Raw genomic sequence first — 19,640 nt, 5'->3', positions numbered from 1 at the left:
GTCCCCGAAAGGACCTCGTCATGATCCGCCTGCTCGCCGTCGCCGCCGTCCTCGCCTTCGCCGTTCCGGCTGCCGCTCAGCCTTCGGGCCATCGCTTGACCTTCACCTTCGAGACCGGGGCGGAGAAGGGGGCGGTCATGGTCGCCCTCTATGCCGATGAGGCGGCCTATGAAACCGGGGCGCCCAGCCGCGTGGCCCGGGTTGACGTGGCGGCGGGCGACCGCGCCGCCGTGTTCGAGAACCTGCCCGCCGGCGCCTACGGGATGAAGGCGTTCCACGACGTCAACGCCAACGGAAAGATGGACGTGAATCCCTTCGGCATGCCGACCGAGCCCTTCGCCTTCTCCAACAATGCGGTCGGCCACATGGGCCCGGCCAGGTGGGAGCGCGCCCGTTTCGATGTCTCGGGCGCCACGGCCCAGACCATCCGCATCCGCTAGGTCCAGAACGCCAGGAGACGTTGTCATGATCCCGACTCGTCGCACCCTGTTCATGGGCGCCGCCGCCCTTTCCGGCGCCCTGGCCGCCGCCCGTGTGCTGACGCCCGACGTGGCGCGCGCGGCCCAGGCCCTGGCCGTCGCCTCCGACTGGTCCCTGGCCACCGCCGACGTCGAGGGCGATATCGCGCCGCGCGCCCTGCGCCTGGCGCACGGCCGGGCGCCCGAGGGGTTGTCAGGCAGCCTCTACCGCAACGGTCCGGCCAAGTTCCGGCGCCCAGGCGGCTCGTCCCAGCACTGGTTCGACGGCGACGGCCTGATCCGCCGCTGGCGTATTCAGGACGGTCAGGCGACCTTGGCCGCCCGCTTCGCCGACACCAGCAAGCGGCGCCAGGAGGCTGAGGTCGGGGCCATGCTGATGCCCGGCTTCGGCACTGTCGGCGATCCGCGCGCCCGCATCGGCTCGGCCGACGACGCCAGCCCGGCCAACACCTCGGTGCACAAGGTCGGCGGCAGGCTTTGGGCCCTGTGGGAGGCCGGCTCGCCGCTGGCCATGGATCCCGAGACTCTGGCGACAGAAGACTTCGTCACCCTGCGTCCCGACCTGAAGAACATGCCCTTCCTGGCCCATCCGCGCATCGAACCGGACGGCCGCATCTGGAATCTGGGCGTGAACGGCGAACAGGCCATGGTGTGGCGCCTGGCGGCGGACGGGTCGCTGGAGGACGCCGAGGTGATCGCCCTGCCGCGCGCCAGCTACATCCACGACTTCAGCGCCACGGCCCGTAATCTGGTCATCGTGCTGCAGCCCTGGGTCCATGTCCGCAACGTGGCGCCGATGTCGGCGGGCTTCGACTGGACGCCCGAGGCGGGAACCCAGGTGCTGGTGGTGGACAAGGCCGACCTGTCGCAGCGACGCCTGTACGACCTGCCGCCCTTCGGCTTCTTCCACGTCGGCGACGCCTGGGACGAGCCGGACGGCACGATCCGCTTCGACCTGTGCGCGCACAAGGACATGGATTTCGCCGCGCGCGGCGCCCAGGAGGTGCTGAACGGCGTGCCCCTGGGCGGAGAACCGGCTGAACTGGCCATGGTCGTGCTGTCGCCGAACGGGCGCGGGCGGCTGGAGCGGACCGGCGTCGTCGGCGAGTTCCCGCGCAGCGACCCGCGCCGGGCCGGTCTGGCGCGTCGCTTCAGCCTGCACACCACGGGCGAGCGCGCCGACCGGCCCCTGGCCTCGGCGGTCGCCGTCACCGACTGGTCGTCGGGGCGCACCCGGTCCTTCGACTTCGGCCCCGATCATGTGACGGACGAGATGGTCTATGTCCCCAAGCCCGGCGGGACGCACGAGGCCGACGCCTGGCTGGTCGGTCCGACCATCAATCTGAAGGCGGGGGTCAGCGAACTGCACGTCCTGAACCTGATGCACGTCGAGGACGGCCCGGTCGCCACCTGGCGCGCCGATGTGGCCCTGCCGGCGGCCTTCCACGGAAACTGGGCGTGAAAGCCACATCCCGCCTTGTCCTCATCGCCGTCCGTCGACGGGCGGTTGACCCCCGCCGTCGAACGGGCCAAGACCCCTGCGCCGCCCAGATGCCTATCGTGGGGCGGCGTCTTTTGGAAACCCTCAGATGAACCCCGAAGACCGAAGTCCGTCTTCAACTTCTTCGACGCTCTGAGGACGCTCCGCTTCCGCGCGAGGGTCCTCGCGAAAGGAAGCGACTTATGCTGAACGCCTATGACTGGCGCGCCGATCGGCTCGTGCGCCTGGATACGGCCGTGGAACACGGCCCCGCCTGCTGGATCGACCTCGTCTCCCCGACCGCCGAGGAGGCGGCCGCGCTGGAGACCCTGACCGGCATCGATCTTCCCAGCCGGGACGAGATGGACGACGTTGAACCGTCCGCCCGCCTTTACGCCGAGGACGGCGGCGTCTTCATGATCGCCGCCGTGGCCACGGATCTGGAGACCCATGATCCGGTCAAGACGCCGGTGAGCTTCATTCTCAAGGGCGGGCGACTGGTGACGGTGCGCTATGGCCAGCCGCGCGCCTTTCCCGTCTTCATCGCCCACGCCACCAACAAGCCGGGCGAGAGGCTGGCGACCGGCGAGAGCATCATGCTGGGGCTGATCGAAGCCATCATCGATCGCTATGCCGACGCCCTGGAGGCCAAGGGGGTCGAGCTGGAGGGCATTTCGCGGCTGATCTTCCGCAAGCGCGACCCCCGCGCCATGGAAAGCCACAACCTGCAGTCGGTGATCCAGGACATTGGTCGGGCCGGGGACTTCCTGGCCCTGATCCGCGAGAGCCTGTCCAGCCTGCAACGGCTGCTGGCCTATCACGCGGCGCTGTCGGCCTCCCGCGCCCCCGGCAAGGCCGACCGCGAAGCGCGCCAGACCCTGCGTCTTATGCAGCGCGATGCGGCGGCGCTGAGCGAGCTCAGCATCTCGATGTCGTCCAAGGTGACCTTCCTGATGGACGCCACCCTGGGGCTGATCAACCTGGAGCAGAACCAGATCATCAAGATCTTCTCGGTCGCCGCCGTGGCCCTGCTGCCGCCGACGCTGATCGCCTCCATCTACGGCATGAACTTCGATGTCATGCCGGAGCTGCACTGGCGTTACGGCTATCCGGCGGCGGTCGGCGCCATGGTGCTGTCGGCGGCTCTGCCGTATTTCTACTTCCGCAAGAAGCGCTGGCTGTAGGGGCTCACCACCAGCCCGCGTCGCGCAGGGCCTTGGCGTAGCGACGGCTGACGGGGACGACCAGTCCCCCGTCCAGCGTCAGGGCTGCGCGGCCGTCGCCGCGCGCGACCGAGGCCACGGCGTCACGGGCCGCCCACCAGCTGCGATGGGTCTGGGCGCCCTCCAGCCCTTCCAGTTCCGCCAGGGCGTCCGACAGGCGCATCAGGATCAGGTCCGAGCCCCTGTCCGTGTGCAGGCGCAGATAGTGATCCTCGGCCTGGACGGCGATCAGGCGCCCGCCGCGCAGTTTCGAGGGCAGGCGGTCCAGGAAGCGGGCGGGCGCGTCGCCCGGCGCGGCGGCGTGGGTCTCGACGGGCTGCTTGCGGCCCAGAAAGACGTTGAGGGCGCTCAGTACGGCGGTGATCAGGGCCACGGGCGGGAAGAAGTGGGCCAGGTCGTCGGCGTGGCGCAGTCGCCCCTCGAACATCAGGCCGGTCAGGGCCCAGACCATGAGGGTCAACGGCCCGGTGATGACCAGGGTCAGGGCGGCGACGCCCAGCCACGGGCGCGCGTCCACGTCGATGAACCGTTCGACCAGCAGGCTGCACAGGTGCCCCCACAGGCCGCCTACGACGAGCACGGGCATCCAATAGGCCAGACGCTGCGCCAGCGGCGCGCCGTTGGAGCCGAAGGCGCCGCCGAGCGCCAGGAAGACGCCCGCCCCTACAGCGACCGCCAGGCCGCGCAGGAAGTCGCGCGCCTTGGAGCCTGGCGAGAAGTCCAGTCGAGGAGTCACGCGCGGGTCGGACCGCAGACGGCGCGGAAGCCGGCGGCGGCGAACCGCACCATGTAGTCGCAGGCGCTGTCCAGATCGCCCGAGCGGCACAGCCCGCCCGACAGGCGGTCCAGACGCCCCGTCTCGCCCAGCGTCAGGGTCAGAGCGCCCGACAGGTTGTGATAGGCCCAGTAGAGGTCGGCCTCATCCGCCTCGGGCATGATGCGCTTGACCAACTCCAGCAGGCGACGGATCGCCGGGTCGAAATAGCGGGCCATGGTTTCGCCGCCGAAGGCCGGGTTGGCGTTGGTCTGGGCCACCAGGGCGGCATAGTGCTTCCACCCCGGCCCGCCCTTCAGCGACCACTGGAACGGCGGGCGCAGGAAGGCCTCGAACAACCCCTCCAGCGTCATGGTCTCGCCCGCCGCCTCCGCGTAGCGGTCGACCGCGGCCACGCGCTCGGCGTTCCACACCTCGGCGCGGCGGTTGAAGACGGCGTCGAACAGCTCCTTCTTGGCCCCGAAATAATAGTGGACCAGGGCCGTATCCACGCCCGCCTCGCGCGCCACCTCGCGGATGGTGACGCCATAGAAGCCATGCTTGGAGAACAGGTCCTCGGCCGCGTTCAGGATGGCCTCGCGCGTCTCCCCGGCGACGGCCGCCTTGGACTTCTTGGGCCGCCCGCGTCGCGCCGGGGCGGCGGGCGGGGCTGGAATCTGGGGCGGCGGCAGGTCGCTCTTCGTCATGGCCGGAAGCTAGTCGCGCTTCGGGGGTTAGTGCAACGGCGCCACAGGGCGGGCTCTTCCGTGACGGAAATCAGGCTTGGCCGTTTGACAGGCGGCCGAAACCCGGTCACCTATGCTGAAAATCATTGAACGCTGAATAAAAAGCGTCATCGGGCCGGAAACAAGATTGGGATGCACATGAACAGACTCGTGAAGACCGCCCTGCTGGCGGGCGCCGCATTCGGCGTGATGGCTGCGGCCGCTCAGGCGCAGGAGGCTCCATCGGTCGGTGAGCAGGTCTCCTCCGTGGATGACATCATCGTCAGCGCACGCCGTCGTGACGAAGCGCTCAAGGACGTGCCGGTGGCGGTTTCCGCCTTCTCGTCCGAACAGTTGGAACAGTCGGGTTCGGCCGACATCACCGAACTGACGCGTTCGGCGCCCAGCCTGACGCTTCAGGCCGCCCGCGGCTCCAACTCGACCCTGATCTCCTTCATCCGGGGCGTGGGCCAGCAGGATCCGCTGTGGGGCTTCGAGCCGGGGGTCGGCCTCTACATGGACGATGTCTATATCGCACGCCCGCAGGCGGCTGTTCTGGACATCTTCGACATTCAGCGCATCGAAATCCTGCGGGGCCCGCAAGGCACCCTGTATGGCCGCAACACCATCGGCGGCGCGATCAAATACGTCACCAAACGCATCGACGCCGATGAGCCGGAAGGCCAGGTTCGCGCCTCTTACGGCAGTTACAATCAGCGCGACCTGATCGCCTCGGCGGAACTGCCGTTTAATGAGAAGTTCGCAGTCTCGGCCGCCGTCGCCCGGTACCTTCGCGACGGTTACGGCACGAACCTGAACACGGGCAATGAGCACTACAATAAGGACGTGACTGCGGCCCGCTTCAGCGCTGAATGGACGCCGACGGACAGCCTGTTCTTCCGTCTAGCCGGCGACATCGTGAAAGACGACTCCAACGCTCGTCACGGTCACCGCGAACTGGCGCCCAGCCCGGCTGACGTCTATGACACCAATGCTGGCGCGGGCGATGCGAACCGGGTCGAAGCCAAGGGCGTCTCGCTGACCGGCGAGTGGAACGTCAATGAATGGCTGACGCTGAAGTCGGTCACCGCCTATCGCGACGGCTTGACGCGCGGCAACATCGACTTCGACAACCTGCCGCAGCCGATCCTCGACATTCCGGCCCGTTACGACGACGACCAGTTCAGTCAGGAATTCCAGGCCGTCTTCAACGGCGACCGCTGGTCGGGCGTGGCCGGGGTCTACTACCTCGACGCCACGGCGTCGGGCGCTTTCGACACCGTCCTGGGCCTGGCCGACCTGACCATTCTTACCGCCGGTTCGGTGGACACCAAGAGCTACGCCGTCTTTGGCGACTTCAGCTATGATCTGACCGACGCCCTGTCGCTGTCGGTCGGCGCGCGCTGGACCCATGACGAAAAGACCGGGACCGTCTTCCGTCAGCAGTATCTCGGCATTCGCAGCCCCGACTTCGGCAATGGATCGGCCCTTCCGCTGGGCAATCCGCTGACCGACTACACGGCGACGCGCGAGTTCGAGAAATTCACGCCGCGGGTCAGCGTCTCCTACAAGCTGAACGGCGATCTGACGACCTATGCCTCCTGGGGGCAGGGCTTCAAGTCGGGCGGTTTCGACATGCGCGGCGACGCCGCCGCCTATCCCGACACGGTCAAAGGCTATAACCCCGAAACCGTCGAAACCTGGGAGATCGGCCTCAAGGGGTCGCTGTTCGACAACCGTCTGAACTTCGCCACGGCCATCTACGACTCCTCGTACAAGGATCAGCAGATCACCACCCAGTACCCGACGGCGACAGGGATCGCCTCGGTGGTGGACAACGTCGGCTCCTCCAGCATTCGTGGTTGGGAGTTTGAGGGGCGTCTGCGGGTGACCGACAACCTGATGCTGAACGGCATGCTCAGCTATACCGACGCCGAGTTCGACGAATTCCTCGCCTATATTCCCGGCAGCCCGACCTGCCCGGCTCAGCCGGGCTGCATTGTCGATGTCTCGGATGAGCGCGACTTCCAGAACACGCCGGAATGGACCGGCTCGATCGGCGCGGTCTACACTCACTGGATGGCCAATGGGTCGAGCGTCGCCTTCCTGCCCTCGGCCTCCTATCGTGGCGCTTACCAACTGTTCGAAACGGCCACCCCGATTCTGGACCAGGACGCCTTCTGGATGTTCGACGCCAGCCTGGTGTGGACGTCTTCGGATGATCGTCTGACTGTGGGCGTCCACGGCAAGAACCTGTCGGATGAGCAGTACCGGGTTGGCGGCTACGTCTTCCCCGGCGCCCTCTTCGGCGACTCCATGATCGGCTACTACGGCGCTCCGCGCACCGTGACGGCCACGGTCGGACTGAAGTTCTGAGTCGGAGCTCTCCTCCTGAGCGCCTGATCACATGATCGCGGGCGGCGGTTCGTTGGAGCCGCCGCCCTTCTTTTTCGTGGCGCGCGGCCGTCGGGCCGCTACCGTCGCCGCAGCAGCCAGTCGGGGAAGGCCCATGAATCAGATTGAGGCCGCAAAGGCCCAGGCGGGAACGGTCGAGGCGCAAACCGCCTCGCCGGGCTATCGCTACTATGTGCTGGGGATCCTGATCCTCATCTACATGCTGAACTTCCTGGATCGGCAGATCATCGGCATTCTGGCCGCGCCGCTGAAGGCCGAGTTCAACCTCAGCGACAGCCAGTTCGGCCTGCTGGGCGGGCTGGCCTTCGCCCTGCTCTATTCCACCCTGGCCATCCCGATCGCCTGGCTGGCCGACCGGTTCAGCCGGGTGTGGATCATGACCGGCGCCCTGACGCTGTGGTCGGGCTTCACCGCCCTGTGCGGCCTGGCGGGCGGCTTCGGCTCCCTATTCCTGTGCCGGATGGGCGTGGGCATCGGCGAGGCGGGCGGCGTGGCCCCGGCCTATTCCCTGATCGCCGACTACTTCCCCAAGTCCCAGCGGGCGCGGGCCCTGGCGGCCTACGCCTTCGGCATTCCGCTGGGCATGGCGGCGGGTACCCTGGTCGGCGGCTTGCTGGCGGCGACCTACGGCTGGCGCACGGCCTTCATCGTGGTCGGCGTCCTGGGCGTGCTGGTCGCGCCTGTCCTGCGCCTGACGGTCAAGGATCCCAAGCGCGGAGGGTTGGACATCGAGCCGGCCGCTGCCGCAGTCGCCCCCGTCGAAACGCCGAAAGCCCCGCCCTTCAAGGCGGTGGTGCGCACCCTGGCCCCCAAGCCCAGTTTCTGGCTGCTGGCGTTCGGCGCGGCCTCGTCCTCTGTGTGCGGCTACGGCGTGGCCGCCTGGCTGCCCAGCTTCTTCATGCGCAGCTTCGGTCTGACCCTGTCGCAGACGGCCTGGTACTACTCCGCCATCGTCCTGGTCGGCGGGGTGGCGGGCATCTGGCTGGGCGGCGCCATGGCCGACCGGCTGGGCAGGAAATCCAAGGGGGCCTATCCGCTGACGCCGGCGATCGCCTTCCTGATTTCGGTGCCGTGCTTCATCCTAGCGATGAATTCAGGCGCGGTGGTGGGCGCGGTCATGCCGGGCTCGGACCCCAACGGCTTCGCCGCCCTGGCCCTGGCCTTCCTGATCTTCCTGATCCCGACGGGTCTGAACCTGACCTGGCTGGGGCCGATCACGGCGGCGGTGCAGCATCTGGCCAGCCCGACCATGCGGACCACGGCCTCGGCCCTGTTCCTGCTGATCAACAACCTGCTGGGGATCGCCGTCGGCATCTACTACTTCGGCTGGATGAGCGACATGCTGCGGCCGGCCTTCGGCGAGGAGAGCCTGCGTTGGGCCATCTATACGGGCATGGGCTTCTACCTGCTGTCCTCGGCCCTGCTGTTCGGCGCCTCGCGCACGCTCCAGAAGGACTGGGTCGACTAACGGCTCCTAGAACAGCCCTGGGCGGCGGGTCCGGCGAGGCCCGCCGCCCGGCATAAGAAAATCCTCATGAGGCCATAAGACGACAGGCGGTTGCGCTGGCGAAGGCGCGACGCCTATAAGCGCGGCCAAAGTTTCCACAAACCTCCCTAAACGGCGCGGATCAGACATGAACATTCACGAGTATCAGGCCAAGCAGGTCCTCAAGGGCTACGGCGCCCCGGTCGCGGACGGCGTCGCCATCACCTCGGCCGACCAGGCCGAAGCCGCCGCCAAGCAACTGCCTGGCCCGCTCTATGTCGTGAAGTCGCAGATCCACGCCGGCGGCCGCGGCAAGGGCAAGTTCAAGGAACTGGGCGCCGAGGCCAAGGGCGGCGTGCGTCTGGCCTTCTCGATCGAGGAAGCCGTCGCCCACGCCAAGGAAATGCTGGGCAACACCCTGGTCACCGCCCAGACGGGCGAGGCCGGCAAGCAGGTCAACCGCCTGTACATCGAAGACGGCGCCGACATCGCCCGTGAGCTGTACTGCTCGCTGCTGGTCGACCGTTCGGTCGGTCAGACGGCCTTCGTCGTCTCGACCGAAGGCGGCATGGACATCGAGGAAGTGGCCCACGCCACCCCGGAAAAGATCCACACCATCGCCATCAACCCGGAAGCCGGCGTCACCGCCGAGAACGTCGCCGCCATCAATGCGGCGCTGGAGCTGACCGGTTCGGCCGCCGAAGACGGCAAGTCGCTGTTCCCGATCCTGTACAAGGCCTTCGTCGAGAAGGACATGGACATGCTCGAGATCAACCCGCTGATCGTCATGGAGAACGGCCACCTGCGCGTTCTGGACGCCAAGGTTTCGTTCGACGGCAACGCCCTGTATCGCCACGAAGACATCCGCGCCCTGCGTGACGAGACCGAAGAAGACGCCAAGGAGATCGAGGCCTCGAAGTGGGACCTCGCCTATGTGGCGCTGGACGGCAACATCGGCTGCATGGTCAACGGCGCCGGCCTGGCCATGGCGACGATGGACATCATCAAGCTGTACGGCAAAGAGCCCGCCAACTTCTGCGACGTCGGCGGCGGCGCCGGCAAGGACAAGGTCGCGGCGGCCTTCAAGATCATCACCGCCGACCCGAAGGTCGAGGGCATCCTGGTCAACATCTTCGGCGGCATCATGAAGTGCGACGTCATCGCCGAGGGCGTCGTGGCCGCGGTGAAGGAAGTGGGCCTGAAGGTGCCGCTGGTCGTGCGTCTGGAAGGCACGAACGCCGAGCTGGGCAAGAAAATCCTGAACGAGTCGGGCCTGACCATCCAGGCCGCCGACGACCTGGACGACGCCGCCCAGAAGATCGTCGCGGCGGTCGCCTAAGCGCCGCTACCGCCCAGCAGACACACAGAATTCAGAGCACAGACACATGTCCATCCTTGTCAACAAAGACACCAAGATCCTGGTTCAGGGCCTGACCGGCAAGACCGGCGGCTTCCACACCGAACAGGCGCTGGCCTATTACAACACCAAGATGGTCGGCGGCGTGCACCCGACCAAGGGCGGCCAGACCTGGACCGGCTCGCACGGTGAAACCCTGCCGATCTTCGCCTCGGTCGCCGAAGGCAAGGAGCGCACCGGCGCCGACGCCACGGTGATCTACGTTCCGCCGGCAGGCGCGGCCGACGCCATCATCGAAGCCATCGACGCCGAGATCCCCTTCATCACCTGCATCACCGAAGGCATTCCGGTGCAGGACATGGTGCGCGTCAAGGCGCGTCTGGACCGTTCGAACTCGCGCCTGCTGGGCCCGAACTGCCCCGGCGTCCTGACCCCGGAAGAGTGCAAGATCGGCATCATGCCGGGCAACATCTTCAAGAAGGGCAACGTGGGCATCGTCTCGCGTTCGGGCACCCTCACCTATGAAGCCGTGTTCCAGACCACCAACGAAGGCCTGGGCCAGACCACGGCCGTCGGCATCGGCGGCGACCCGGTCAAGGGCACCGAGTTCATCGACGTGCTGGAAATGTTCCTGGCCGACGACGCCACCGAGTCCATCATCATGATCGGCGAAATCGGCGGCGCGGCTGAAGAAGACGCCGCCCAGTTCCTGATCGACGAAGCCAAGAAGGGCCGCAAGAAGCCGATGGCCGGCTTCATCGCGGGCCGTACGGCGCCGAAGGGCCGCACCATGGGCCACGCCGGCGCCGTCGTCTCGGGCGGCAAGGGCGATGCGGAATCCAAGATCGCCGCCATGGAGGCCGCGGGCATCCGCGTGTCGCCGTCGCCGGCGCGCCTGGGCACGACTCTGGTGGAAGTGCTGAAGGGCTAAATCCTTCAGCGCACGCTGCGCGTGCGGGCGCTATCGCTCGCCGCGCGGCGGCTCGCTGCTTCAGCGCCTTTTTGAGAGGCGCGGCGCTATGCTCGCGACGCGGTCGCTCGCGGCTTGAGCGCCGGATTCACCTAAGGGCGGGTGCGACGTCGGCGGGGCGGCGGATTAGACCAAAGTCTAACCTATCCGCGTTCCGGGGACGTTTTTCGCGCCGTGTGACCTTTTGTAACGCCTCCGGAATCGTCCGGGGGCGTTTTTTCTTGCTGATTCTGACCAAATCCCACCCGCTCCGCCTCCCTTCGGTCATGACCAGTAAGGAAACAGGGCCTATATGAACGGCGCTGCTCTCCGCGCGGCTGTGCGCGGGCGGTTGTAAAGGGACGATTGAAAGAAAAATGGCGGACGATGCGGGTCGGCTGAACCAGGTCTTTGCCGAGACCTCCTTCCTCTATGGCGCGAACGCCGCCTTCATTGAGGACCTGCACGAAAAATGGGCTTCGGACCCCGGCTCGGTGTCGGGGGAGTGGCGCGCCTTCTTCGATCAGCTGAAGGACAACGCCGACCTGGTGAAGCAGTCGGCCGCCGCCGGCTCCTGGGGCCGTTCGGGCGCGACCGAGCCGACCGAGGAAACCGCCGTGTTCGACGGCCGCTGGCCGGCCCCCAAGGTCGACCCCAAGGCCGCCGGCAAGCCCGGCCCGCGTCCGGCCGCTCCGGTTGCCGACGCCGCCGGCGCCGTTTCAGCCGCCGACGTGCGCGCCGCCGCCCACGATTCTATCCGCGCCCTGATGCTGATCCGCGCCTATCGCGTGCGCGGCCATCTCCAGGCCAACCTCGACCCGCTGGGCATCGAGCCGCCGATCCAGAACCCGGAGCTGACGCCCGAGTTCTACGGCTTCACCGCCGCCGACATGGATCGCCCGATCTTCCTGGACGGCGTGCTGGGTCTGGAGACCGGCTCGGTCCGCCAGGTGCTGGAGATCCTCAAGCGCACCTACTGCGGCAACATCGGCGTGCAGTTCATGCACATCGCCGAGCCGGAAGAGAAGGCCTGGCTGCAGCAGCGTTTCGAAGGCCCGGACAAGTTCGAGCAGAACGCCTTCACCAAGGAAGGCAAGCTGGCCATCTTCAAGAAGCTGGCCGAAGCGGAAGGCTTCGAGCGCTTCCTGCACAAGCGCTTCCCCGGCACCAAGCGCTTCGGCCTGGACGGCGGCGAGGCCATGGTTCCTGCGCTGGAGCAGGTCATCAAGCGCGGCGGCGCCCTGGGCGTCGACGAAATCGTTCTGGGCATGGCGCACCGCGGCCGCCTGAACGTCCTCGCGGCCGTCATGGGCAAGCCCTACAAGGCCATCTTCCACGAGTTCCAGGGCGGATCTTCCGTCCCTTCGGACATCGAGGGCTCGGGCGACGTCAAATACCACATGGGCGCCTCGTCGGACCGTGAGTTCGACGGCCACAGCGTCCACCTGTCGCTGACCGCCAACCCGTCGCACCTCGAGATCGTCAACCCGGTCGTCCTCGGCAAGTCGCGCGCCAAACAGGCCTTCGACATCCGCGAGGCCGAGGTCAATGTCGGCAAGCCGGACGTCGAATGGGTGCTGGACCGCTCCAAGGTCGCCCCCCTGCTGATCCACGGCGACGCGGCCTTCGCCGGCCAGGGCGTCGTGGCCGAGTGCTTCGCCCTGATGGGACTGAAGGGCTACCGCACGGGCGGCACCCTGCACTTCGTCATCAACAACCAGATCGGCTTCACCACCAGCCCGCGCAACTCGCGCTCGTCGCCCTATCCGTCGGATGTGGCCCTGATGGTCCAGGCGCCGATCTTCCACGTCAACGGCGACGATCCCGAAGCGGTCGTCTTCGCCGCCAAGGTGGCCACCGAATACCGCCAGAAGTTCCACAAGGACGTGGTGGTGGACATGTTCTGCTACCGCCGCTTCGGCCACAACGAAGGCGACGACCCGACCTTCACCCAGCCGCTGATGTACGCGAAGATCAAGAGCCAGCCTTCGACGCTGGAGATCTACGCCAAGCGCCTGATCGGCGAGGGCGTCATCACCCAGGCCGAGGTCGACGCCGAGATCGCCCGCTTCGAGGCCTATCTCGACGCCGAGTTCGAGGCCGGAAAGACCTTTGAAGCCAAGAAGGCCGACTGGCTGGACGGCGAGTGGAAGGGCCTGGGCGCCGAAAACACCGATGACGCCGCGCAGCGCGGCGACACCGCCGTCCCGGCCGACAAGCTCAAGGACTTCGGCCACCGCCTGACGACCATCCCGAACAGCGTCGACGTGCACAAGACGCTGAAGCGCGTCATCGACGGCCGTCGCGAGGCGGTGTCGAGCGGCCAGAACATCGATTGGGCCACGGCTGAGAGCCTGGCCTTCGCCAGCCTGCTGGACGAAGGCTACAACGTCCGTCTGTCGGGTCAGGACTCGGTGCGCGGCACCTTCTCGCAGCGTCACTCGGGCGTCACCGATCAGACGACCGAGCAGCGCTACTTCCCGTTGAACAACCTTCGCGACGGTCAGGCCCATTTCGAGGTCATCGATTCGGCCCTGTCGGAAGAGGCGGTGCTGGGCTTCGAGTACGGCTATTCGCTGGCCGACCCGAACACCCTGACCATGTGGGAAGGCCAGTTCGGCGACTTCGTGAACGGCGCCCAGGTGGTGATCGACCAGTTCATCTCGTCGGGCGAGCGCAAGTGGCTGCGGATGAGCGGCCTGGTGATGCTTCTGCCGCACGGTTATGAAGGCCAGGGCCCCGAGCACTCCTCGGCGCGCCTTGAGCGCTTCCTGCAGCAGTGCGCCGAGAACAACATGCAGGTCGCCAACTGCACGACGCCGGCCAACTACTTCCACATCCTGCGTCGCCAGCTGCATCGCTCGTTCCGCAAGCCGCTGATCCTAATGACGCCCAAGTCGCTGCTGCGTCACAAGAAGGCCGTCTCGACCCTGGCCGACATGGCCGAGGGTTCGTCCTTCCACCGCGTGCTGCGCGACGACGCCCAGCTGCGTCCGGACGTGGCGGGCGTCACGCTCAAGGCCGACAAGGACATCCGCAAGGTCATCGTCTGCTCGGGCAAGGTCTATTACGACCTGCTGGACGCGCGCGAGAAGGCGGGCGTCAACGACATCTACATCCTGCGTCTGGAACAGTTCTATCCGTGGCCGATCAAGTCGATCTCGGCGGAACTGGCGCGCTTCCCCAACGCTGACCTGGTGTGGTGCCAGGAAGAGCCGAAGAACATGGGCGGCTGGACCTTCGTCGATCCGTGGATCGAGCTGACGCTCGAGAAGATGGACGTGAAGGCCAAGCGCGCGCGCTACGTCGGTCGTCCGGCTTCGGCCTCGACCGCCGCGGGCCTGATGAGCCGCCACCTGAAGGAACTCGAGACCTTCCTCGCCGAGGCCATGGCCTGACCGCCGCGCCTGACCTAAAAGACAAGCAAAGTTCAGACACGAAAAGACACTGAAGATGGCCGATATCCTGACCCCCGCCCTCGGTGAATCCGTCGCCGAAGCCTCCATCGCCAAGTGGACCAAGAAGGTCGGCGACGCCGTGAAGAAGGACGAAGTCCTGGTCGAGCTGGAAACCGACAAGGTCTCGCTGGAAGTCGTCGCCCCCGCCGACGGCGTGCTGTCGGCGATCAACGCCGGTGAAGGCGACACGGTCGTTCCCGGCACGGTGCTGGGCGCCGTGACCGAAGGCGGCGCGGCCGCTGCTTCGGCCCCGGCTCCGGCTCCGGCTGCTGCTGCGCCCGCCGCTGCTCCGGCGGCTTCGGGCGGCGCCGCGGTCGACATCGCCGTGCCGACCATGGGCGAGAGCGTCGCCGAAGGCTCGATCGGAACCTGGCTGAAGAAGTCGGGCGACACCGTCGCCAAGGACGAACTGCTGGTCGAGATCGAGACCGACAAGGTGGCCGTGGAAGTCTCGGCCCCGGCCGCCGGCGTCCTGACCATCATCGCCGCTGACGGCGACACCGTGACCCCCGGTCAGGTGATCGGTTCGGTCGCCGCCTCGGGCGCCGCCGCTGCGGCTGCTCCGGCCCCGGCCGCCGCTCCGGCCAACACGGGTTCGGCGCAGGCTCCCGCTTCGGCTCACCTGTCGCCCGCCGTTCAGCGCGTCGTTTCGGAAAACAACCTGAACCCGGCTTCGTTGTCGGCCTCGGGTCCGAAGGGCAACATCACCAAGGCCGACGCCATCGCCGCCATCGGCGCCGCCGCCCGGGCTGCGCCCGCCGCTGCTGCTCCGGCCGCCCCGCGCGCCGACCAGCCGCGCGAAGAGCGGGTGAAGATGACGCGCCTGCGTCAGACCATCGCCCGCCGCCTGAAGGAATCCCAGAACACGGCCGCCCAGCTGACCACCTTCAACGAGGTGGACATGACCAACGTCATGGCCCTGCGCGCCCAGTACAAGGAAGTCTTCGAGAAGCGCCACGGCGTGAAGCTGGGCTTCATGTCCTTCTTCACCAAGGCCGTGGTTCAAGCCCTGCATGAAATCCCGGCCGTCAACGCCGAGATCGACGGCACGGACATCATCTACAAGAACCACTACGACATCGGCATCGCCGTCGGCACCGACAAGGGCTTGGTGGTTCCGGTGCTGCGCGACGCCGACGTCCTGTCGCTGGCCGGCATCGAAAAGGGCATCGGCGCCCTGGGCAAGGCCGCCCGTGACGGCGCCCTGACCATGGACCAGATGCAGGGCGGCACCTTCACCATCACCAACGGCGGCACCTACGGCTCGCTGATGTCGACGCCGATCCTGAACGCGCCGCAGTCGGGCATCCTGGGCATGCACAACATCGTGCAGCGTCCGATGGCCATCAACGGCGAGGTCAAGATCCGTCCGATGATGTACCTGGCCCTCAGCTACGATCACCGCATCGTCGACGGCAAGGAAGCCGTGACCTTCCTGGTCCGCATCAAGGAACTGCTGGAAGACCCCGCGCGCGCCCTGCTGGACCTGTAAGTCCGCGCACCGCGAACGATTGACGACGGCGGGATCTTCGGATCTCGCCGTTTTCAATTGCGCGTCCCGCAGGCGTGCTAGGCTGGCGGCATGAGCCTGGTCGAGATCGCCCGCTATCAAGACGTCTATGAGGCCGATCTGGCGGCCGCCTTCCTGGCGTCGCACGACATCGAGGTGTCTGTGACCGAGCGGTTCCAGACCACGGTCGATCCCCTGATGCAGCGCGCTCTCGGCATCCGTCTGATGGGGCGGGCGGATCAGGCGGCGCAGGCGCGCGACCTGCTGGCGCGCGCCGGGACCGGCGAGTTCGCGACCGGCGAAGGCGATGATCTGGACGGACCGGATTCGACGGTTCGCGCGGCGTCGCGAGGGCTGGCCCTGTTCGCCGTCGCGACCGGCGCGGGCTTTGTCGGCACAAGCATGCCGCGTCGCTTCGGCGCCTTTCAGTGGGCGGGCCTGGCGATCCTGGGCGTGGTGGTACTGCTGTCGCTGGTCCTGTGGTTGGTCGGGGTGTTCAGCGCCTAGAGGCCGACGTCCCAGACGCCCGCGTCGCGCATCCGGCACTCGCGGGCCTCGGCGGCGCGGCCGCCCATGTCCTGGGCCATGCCGCGAATGGCGTCGGACACCGTGGTCTTGTGCAGGCCCGGCGTGACGGCGTGGATGAAGGCGCAACCCGCCAGGCGCAGCAGCTTGAAGCCGAAGCGCGACGAGGCGGCCATATGCTCGACATAGGTCTCGTTGACCTCGCGCGGGTGGTCGCGGAACAGGCGGTTGAAAGCGTTCGACATGACGACAGCCTAGCGTGCTCGCGCCGGTCCCTCTACCCGGCGGCCGCATTCTGGCTTAAACCCGCCGCAGCAACAGGGGACGCTTCGTCACGCCGCTTCAATCCCGCGTGAGCCCCTTACTCAGACGCACAAGGACGACCGATGGCCGACGGCAAGACCCCTTCCGCCCAAACCTTCCGCTGGGATGATCCGTTCGACCTGACGGGGCGCCTGACGGACGAGGAGCGGATGGTTCAGGATGCGGCGCGGTCCTATGCGCGCGAGGCCCTGCTGCCGCGCGTGGTCGCCGCCTTCCGCGACGAGGTCTTCGATCGCGCCATCATGACCGAGATGGGCGAGATGGGCTTCCTCGGCGCCATGCTGCCCGAGCAGTACGGCGGCTCCGAAGCATCGCACGTCGCCTACGGCCTGATCGCCCGCGAGGTCGAGGCGATCGACAGCGGCTATCGTTCGGCCATGTCGGTGCAGTCGTCGCTGGCCATGTATCCGATCTACGCCTTCGGCTCGGATGAGCAGAAGGCGAAGTTCCTGCCCAAGATGGCGGCGGGCGAACTGGTCGGCTGCTTCGGCCTGACCGAGGCCGACGGCGGGTCGGACCCGGCCTCGATGAAGACCACGGCGGTCGCGGTCGACGGCGGCTATCGTCTGAACGGCGGCAAATACTGGATCACCAACTCGCCCATCGCCGACCTGGCCATCGTCTGGGCCAAGCTGGACGGCAAGATCCGCGGCTTCATCGTCGAGCGCGACTTCGACGGCTTCACCACCGGCAAGATCGGCGACAAGCTGTCGCTTCGCGCCTCGGTGACGGGCGACATCGGCCTGAACGACGTCTTCGTGCCGGAAGCCAATCTCCTGCCGGGGGTGCAGGGGCTGCGGGGGCCGTTCTCCTGCCTGAACAAGGCGCGCTTCGGCATCGCCTGGGGCGCGATGGGCGCGGCGGAGTTCTGCCTCCACGCCAGCCGCGACTATGTGGCCGAGCGCACCCTGTTCGGCCGTCCGCTGTCGTCGCGCCAGCTGGTGCAGAAGAAGCTGGCCGACATGCAGACCGAGATCTTCCTGGGCTTCGAGGGCGCCTACGCCCTGGGCCGTCTGCTGGACACCGGCGCTTGGGTTCCCGAGGCCATCAGCCTGATGAAGCGCAACAACTGCGGCAAGGCCCTGGCCGTCGCGCGCGAGGCCCGCGACATGCACGGCGGGGCCGGGATCACCGGCGAACTGCACGTCATGCGCCACGCCATGAACCTCGAAACCGTCAACACCTATGAGGGCGCGCACGACGTTCACGCCCTCATCCTCGGCCGCGCCATCACCGGCGAAGCCGCCTTCTGATCGCAAGCGTTGCAGAAAACGCGCGACGCGACGATCCTTTGCCGTTGTCGCGCGTTTGTCTCGCCTGCGGGGCGGCGATGCTCGCCAGTCTGTCGGCCGAGAACGGTCGACGCGTGAAGGAAACGGGAATGACCAAACACAGCCTGCTGGCCGGCGCCGCCCTGGCGATCTTCAGCTTCAGCGGCATGGCCCAGGCTGCGGCCGCAGCCGTCCAGTCGCCGGTCGCGGCCATGCCCTATGACGCCCGGCGCGGCGTCTTCACCTTCGCCGCCGGCCTGGAGGAAAGCCTGCCCGCCGTGGTCCAGGTGACGACCCTGGGCCAGTCGCGCGGTCCCAGCTCGGAAAACAATCCCAAGCCCTCGCAGGGCGGGTCGGGCGTCATCATCGACGCGCGCGAAGGCATCATCGTCACCAACCACCACGTCATCGAGAACGGCCAGAAGTTCACGGTCGACCTGATCGACGGGCGGCTGTTCGACGCCACCCTGATCGGCGCGGACAAGGCGACCGACATCGCCGTGCTGAAGATCGACGCCACGGGCCTGTCGCAGGTGGCGACGGTGGATTCCGACACCCTGCGCAGCGGCGACCTGGCCTTCGCCGTCGGCTATCCCCTGGGCCTGGACCAGACCCTGACCATGGGCGTCATCTCGGGTCTGAACCGCTCGGGCATGGGCGACGCCATCGAGGACTACATCCAGACCGACGCGGCGGTGAACTCGGGCAACTCGGGCGGGCCGCTGCTGGACAGCCGGGGGCGGTTGATCGGCATCAACACCGCCATCCTGTCGGGCGGTTTCGGCGGCGGCAACGACGGCATCGCCTTCGCCGTGCCGACGCGCATCATGATGTTCGTGGTCGACCAGCTGCGCGCCACCGGCGAGGTCAAGCGCGGCCGCGTCGGCCTGGGCCTCGGCTCCCTGACGGCCGAGCGCGCGCGCGAGGTCGGGCTGAACATCGTGCGCGGCGCCGTGGTCTATGACGTCGAGCCGGGCTCGGCGGGCGAGAAGGCGGGGCTGAAGCCCGGCGACGTGCTGACGCGCATCCAGGACCGCCCGGTGGCCAACGCCGGTTCGGTTCAGGCCACGGTCGGCATCGCCCGCGCCGGGACCCAGATGCCGGTCGTCTATCTGCGCGACGGCCGCGAGGCCTCGACCCGGCTGACGGTCGAGCCGTCCGATCCGGCGCCGGTGCGCCTGGGCGCCCAGGCGGCCATGGCGCGGGGTCTGACGATGCGCAATCCGGCCTCGGGCGGGGGCGTCCAGATCGCCGTGGTCGAGGCGGGATCGTCCGCCGCCGCGGCGGGTTTCCAGGCCGGCGACGTGGTGGTCCAGGCGAACGGCGCCGAGATCGCCGACATGAAGGATCTGGCCCAGCGTCTGCAGGCCGCAGGCGAGACGGTCGTGCCGATCATCGTGCTGCGCGACAACGAGCGGGTCGAGATCGACCTGCCGGCCTGATCCCACTCATCTGAAGGCTTGTTGGAATCGCCCGCGTGACCCGGCGTCGCGCGGGCGAAGTCTTGTGCGTCTGGCGGGAAGCGGACAGCAAAACGCCCGCGCTGCCGGGGAGGGGAGGAGGGACAGGCGCGGGCGTCGCTTGGAGGAAGCATCGGCCCGCCAGAGCCCTTTACGCGGAAAAATCCAGGGGGCTGGGGGGGCTGTTCAGGATCCGGGACTTTTCCGAACTCCGACAGGCCGAT

General features: G+C 67.5%; 15 protein-coding genes. 12 read left to right on the top strand and 3 right to left on the bottom strand.

Annotation, left to right across the window (positions count from 1 at the left end):
• The first annotated feature begins 20 nt into the window (after positions 1–20).
• The 3 genes from AC52GN_RS14905 (at position 21) to AC52GN_RS14895 (ending at position 3,143) form a co-directional block, all read left to right on the top strand.
• Entirely contained in the window at positions 21–440 is a 420-nt protein-coding gene (locus AC52GN_RS14905; protein WP_496527590.1) for a DUF2141 domain-containing protein, read from the top strand.
• A gap of 25 nt (positions 441–465) precedes the next feature.
• The gene (locus AC52GN_RS14900; RefSeq protein ID WP_496527589.1) at positions 466–1,941 is read left to right on the top strand and encodes a carotenoid oxygenase family protein; all 1,476 of its coding nucleotides are present in this window, start codon (positions 466–468) and stop codon (positions 1,939–1,941) included.
• Between the two features lie 221 nt (positions 1,942–2,162).
• Positions 2,163–3,143 (top strand): magnesium transporter CorA family protein, encoded by a 981-nt coding sequence (locus AC52GN_RS14895; protein WP_312219917.1) that lies wholly within the window; start codon positions 2,163–2,165, stop codon positions 3,141–3,143.
• Positions 3,144–3,147: 4 nt separating this feature from the next.
• Here AC52GN_RS14895 and AC52GN_RS14890 read toward each other — a convergent pair whose 3' ends face one another.
• Together AC52GN_RS14890 and AC52GN_RS14885 are read right to left on the bottom strand one after the other, a co-directional pair.
• The gene (locus tag AC52GN_RS14890; RefSeq protein ID WP_496527588.1) at positions 3,148–3,918 is read right to left on the bottom strand and encodes a LytTR family DNA-binding domain-containing protein; all 771 of its coding nucleotides are present in this window, start codon (positions 3,916–3,918) and stop codon (positions 3,148–3,150) included.
• Positions 3,915–4,643, bottom strand: coding sequence for a TetR/AcrR family transcriptional regulator (locus AC52GN_RS14885; RefSeq protein WP_453988091.1), 729 nt, complete (start codon positions 4,641–4,643; stop codon positions 3,915–3,917). Before AC52GN_RS14885 ends, AC52GN_RS14890 begins: the two co-directional genes overlap by 4 nt.
• Positions 4,644–4,820: 177 nt before the next feature.
• On the opposite strand from AC52GN_RS14885, the gene AC52GN_RS14880 reads away from it, so the two are divergent.
• The 7 genes from AC52GN_RS14880 (at position 4,821) to AC52GN_RS14850 (ending at position 16,343) form a co-directional block, all read left to right on the top strand.
• Positions 4,821–7,037 carry a TonB-dependent receptor gene (locus tag AC52GN_RS14880; protein WP_496527587.1) on the top strand — a complete coding sequence of 739 codons (2,217 nt, stop codon included), beginning with the start codon at positions 4,821–4,823 and terminating at the stop codon, positions 7,035–7,037.
• Positions 7,038–7,170: 133 nt separating this feature from the next.
• Positions 7,171–8,544: a spinster family MFS transporter gene (locus AC52GN_RS14875; protein WP_496527586.1), complete on the top strand. Its 1,374-nt coding sequence runs from the start codon at positions 7,171–7,173 to the stop codon at positions 8,542–8,544.
• A gap of 166 nt (positions 8,545–8,710) precedes the next feature.
• Positions 8,711–9,901 (top strand): ADP-forming succinate--CoA ligase subunit beta, encoded by a 1,191-nt coding sequence (gene sucC, locus AC52GN_RS14870; protein ID WP_338577352.1) that lies wholly within the window; start codon positions 8,711–8,713, stop codon positions 9,899–9,901.
• Positions 9,902–9,947: 46 nt separating this feature from the next.
• A complete protein-coding gene (gene sucD / locus AC52GN_RS14865) occupies positions 9,948–10,850 on the top strand; it encodes a succinate--CoA ligase subunit alpha (RefSeq protein WP_291780771.1) in 903 nt (300 codons plus the stop codon).
• A gap of 395 nt (positions 10,851–11,245) precedes the next feature.
• Positions 11,246–14,266 carry a 2-oxoglutarate dehydrogenase E1 component gene (locus AC52GN_RS14860; RefSeq protein ID WP_496527585.1) on the top strand — a complete coding sequence of 1,007 codons (3,021 nt, stop codon included), beginning with the start codon at positions 11,246–11,248 and terminating at the stop codon, positions 14,264–14,266.
• Between the two features lie 55 nt (positions 14,267–14,321).
• A complete protein-coding gene (odhB, locus tag AC52GN_RS14855) occupies positions 14,322–15,818 on the top strand; it encodes a 2-oxoglutarate dehydrogenase complex dihydrolipoyllysine-residue succinyltransferase (protein WP_496527584.1) in 1,497 nt (498 codons plus the stop codon).
• Between the two features lie 90 nt (positions 15,819–15,908).
• Positions 15,909–16,343 (top strand): putative signal transducing protein, encoded by a 435-nt coding sequence (locus tag AC52GN_RS14850; protein WP_496527583.1) that lies wholly within the window; start codon positions 15,909–15,911, stop codon positions 16,341–16,343.
• Here the strand turns inward: AC52GN_RS14850 and AC52GN_RS14845 are convergent.
• Positions 16,340–16,606: a DUF6356 family protein gene (locus AC52GN_RS14845; protein ID WP_496527582.1), complete on the bottom strand. Its 267-nt coding sequence runs from the start codon at positions 16,604–16,606 to the stop codon at positions 16,340–16,342. The two genes, AC52GN_RS14850 and AC52GN_RS14845, sit on opposite strands and share 4 nt — an antisense overlap.
• Before the next feature lie 141 nt (positions 16,607–16,747).
• Here AC52GN_RS14845 and AC52GN_RS14840 point away from each other — a divergent pair, with 141 nt between their 5' ends.
• Together AC52GN_RS14840 and AC52GN_RS14835 are read left to right on the top strand one after the other, a co-directional pair.
• Positions 16,748–17,938 (top strand): acyl-CoA dehydrogenase, encoded by a 1,191-nt coding sequence (locus AC52GN_RS14840; RefSeq protein WP_496527581.1) that lies wholly within the window; start codon positions 16,748–16,750, stop codon positions 17,936–17,938.
• A gap of 128 nt (positions 17,939–18,066) precedes the next feature.
• Positions 18,067–19,398, top strand: coding sequence for a S1C family serine protease (locus tag AC52GN_RS14835; protein ID WP_496527580.1), 1,332 nt, complete (start codon positions 18,067–18,069; stop codon positions 19,396–19,398).
• The last annotated feature ends 242 nt before the right edge of the window (positions 19,399–19,640 follow it).

This window comes from Brevundimonas sp. SS2672 (genome assembly GCF_059579685.1).
This window is presented reverse-complemented; position numbering and strand designations above follow the sequence as displayed.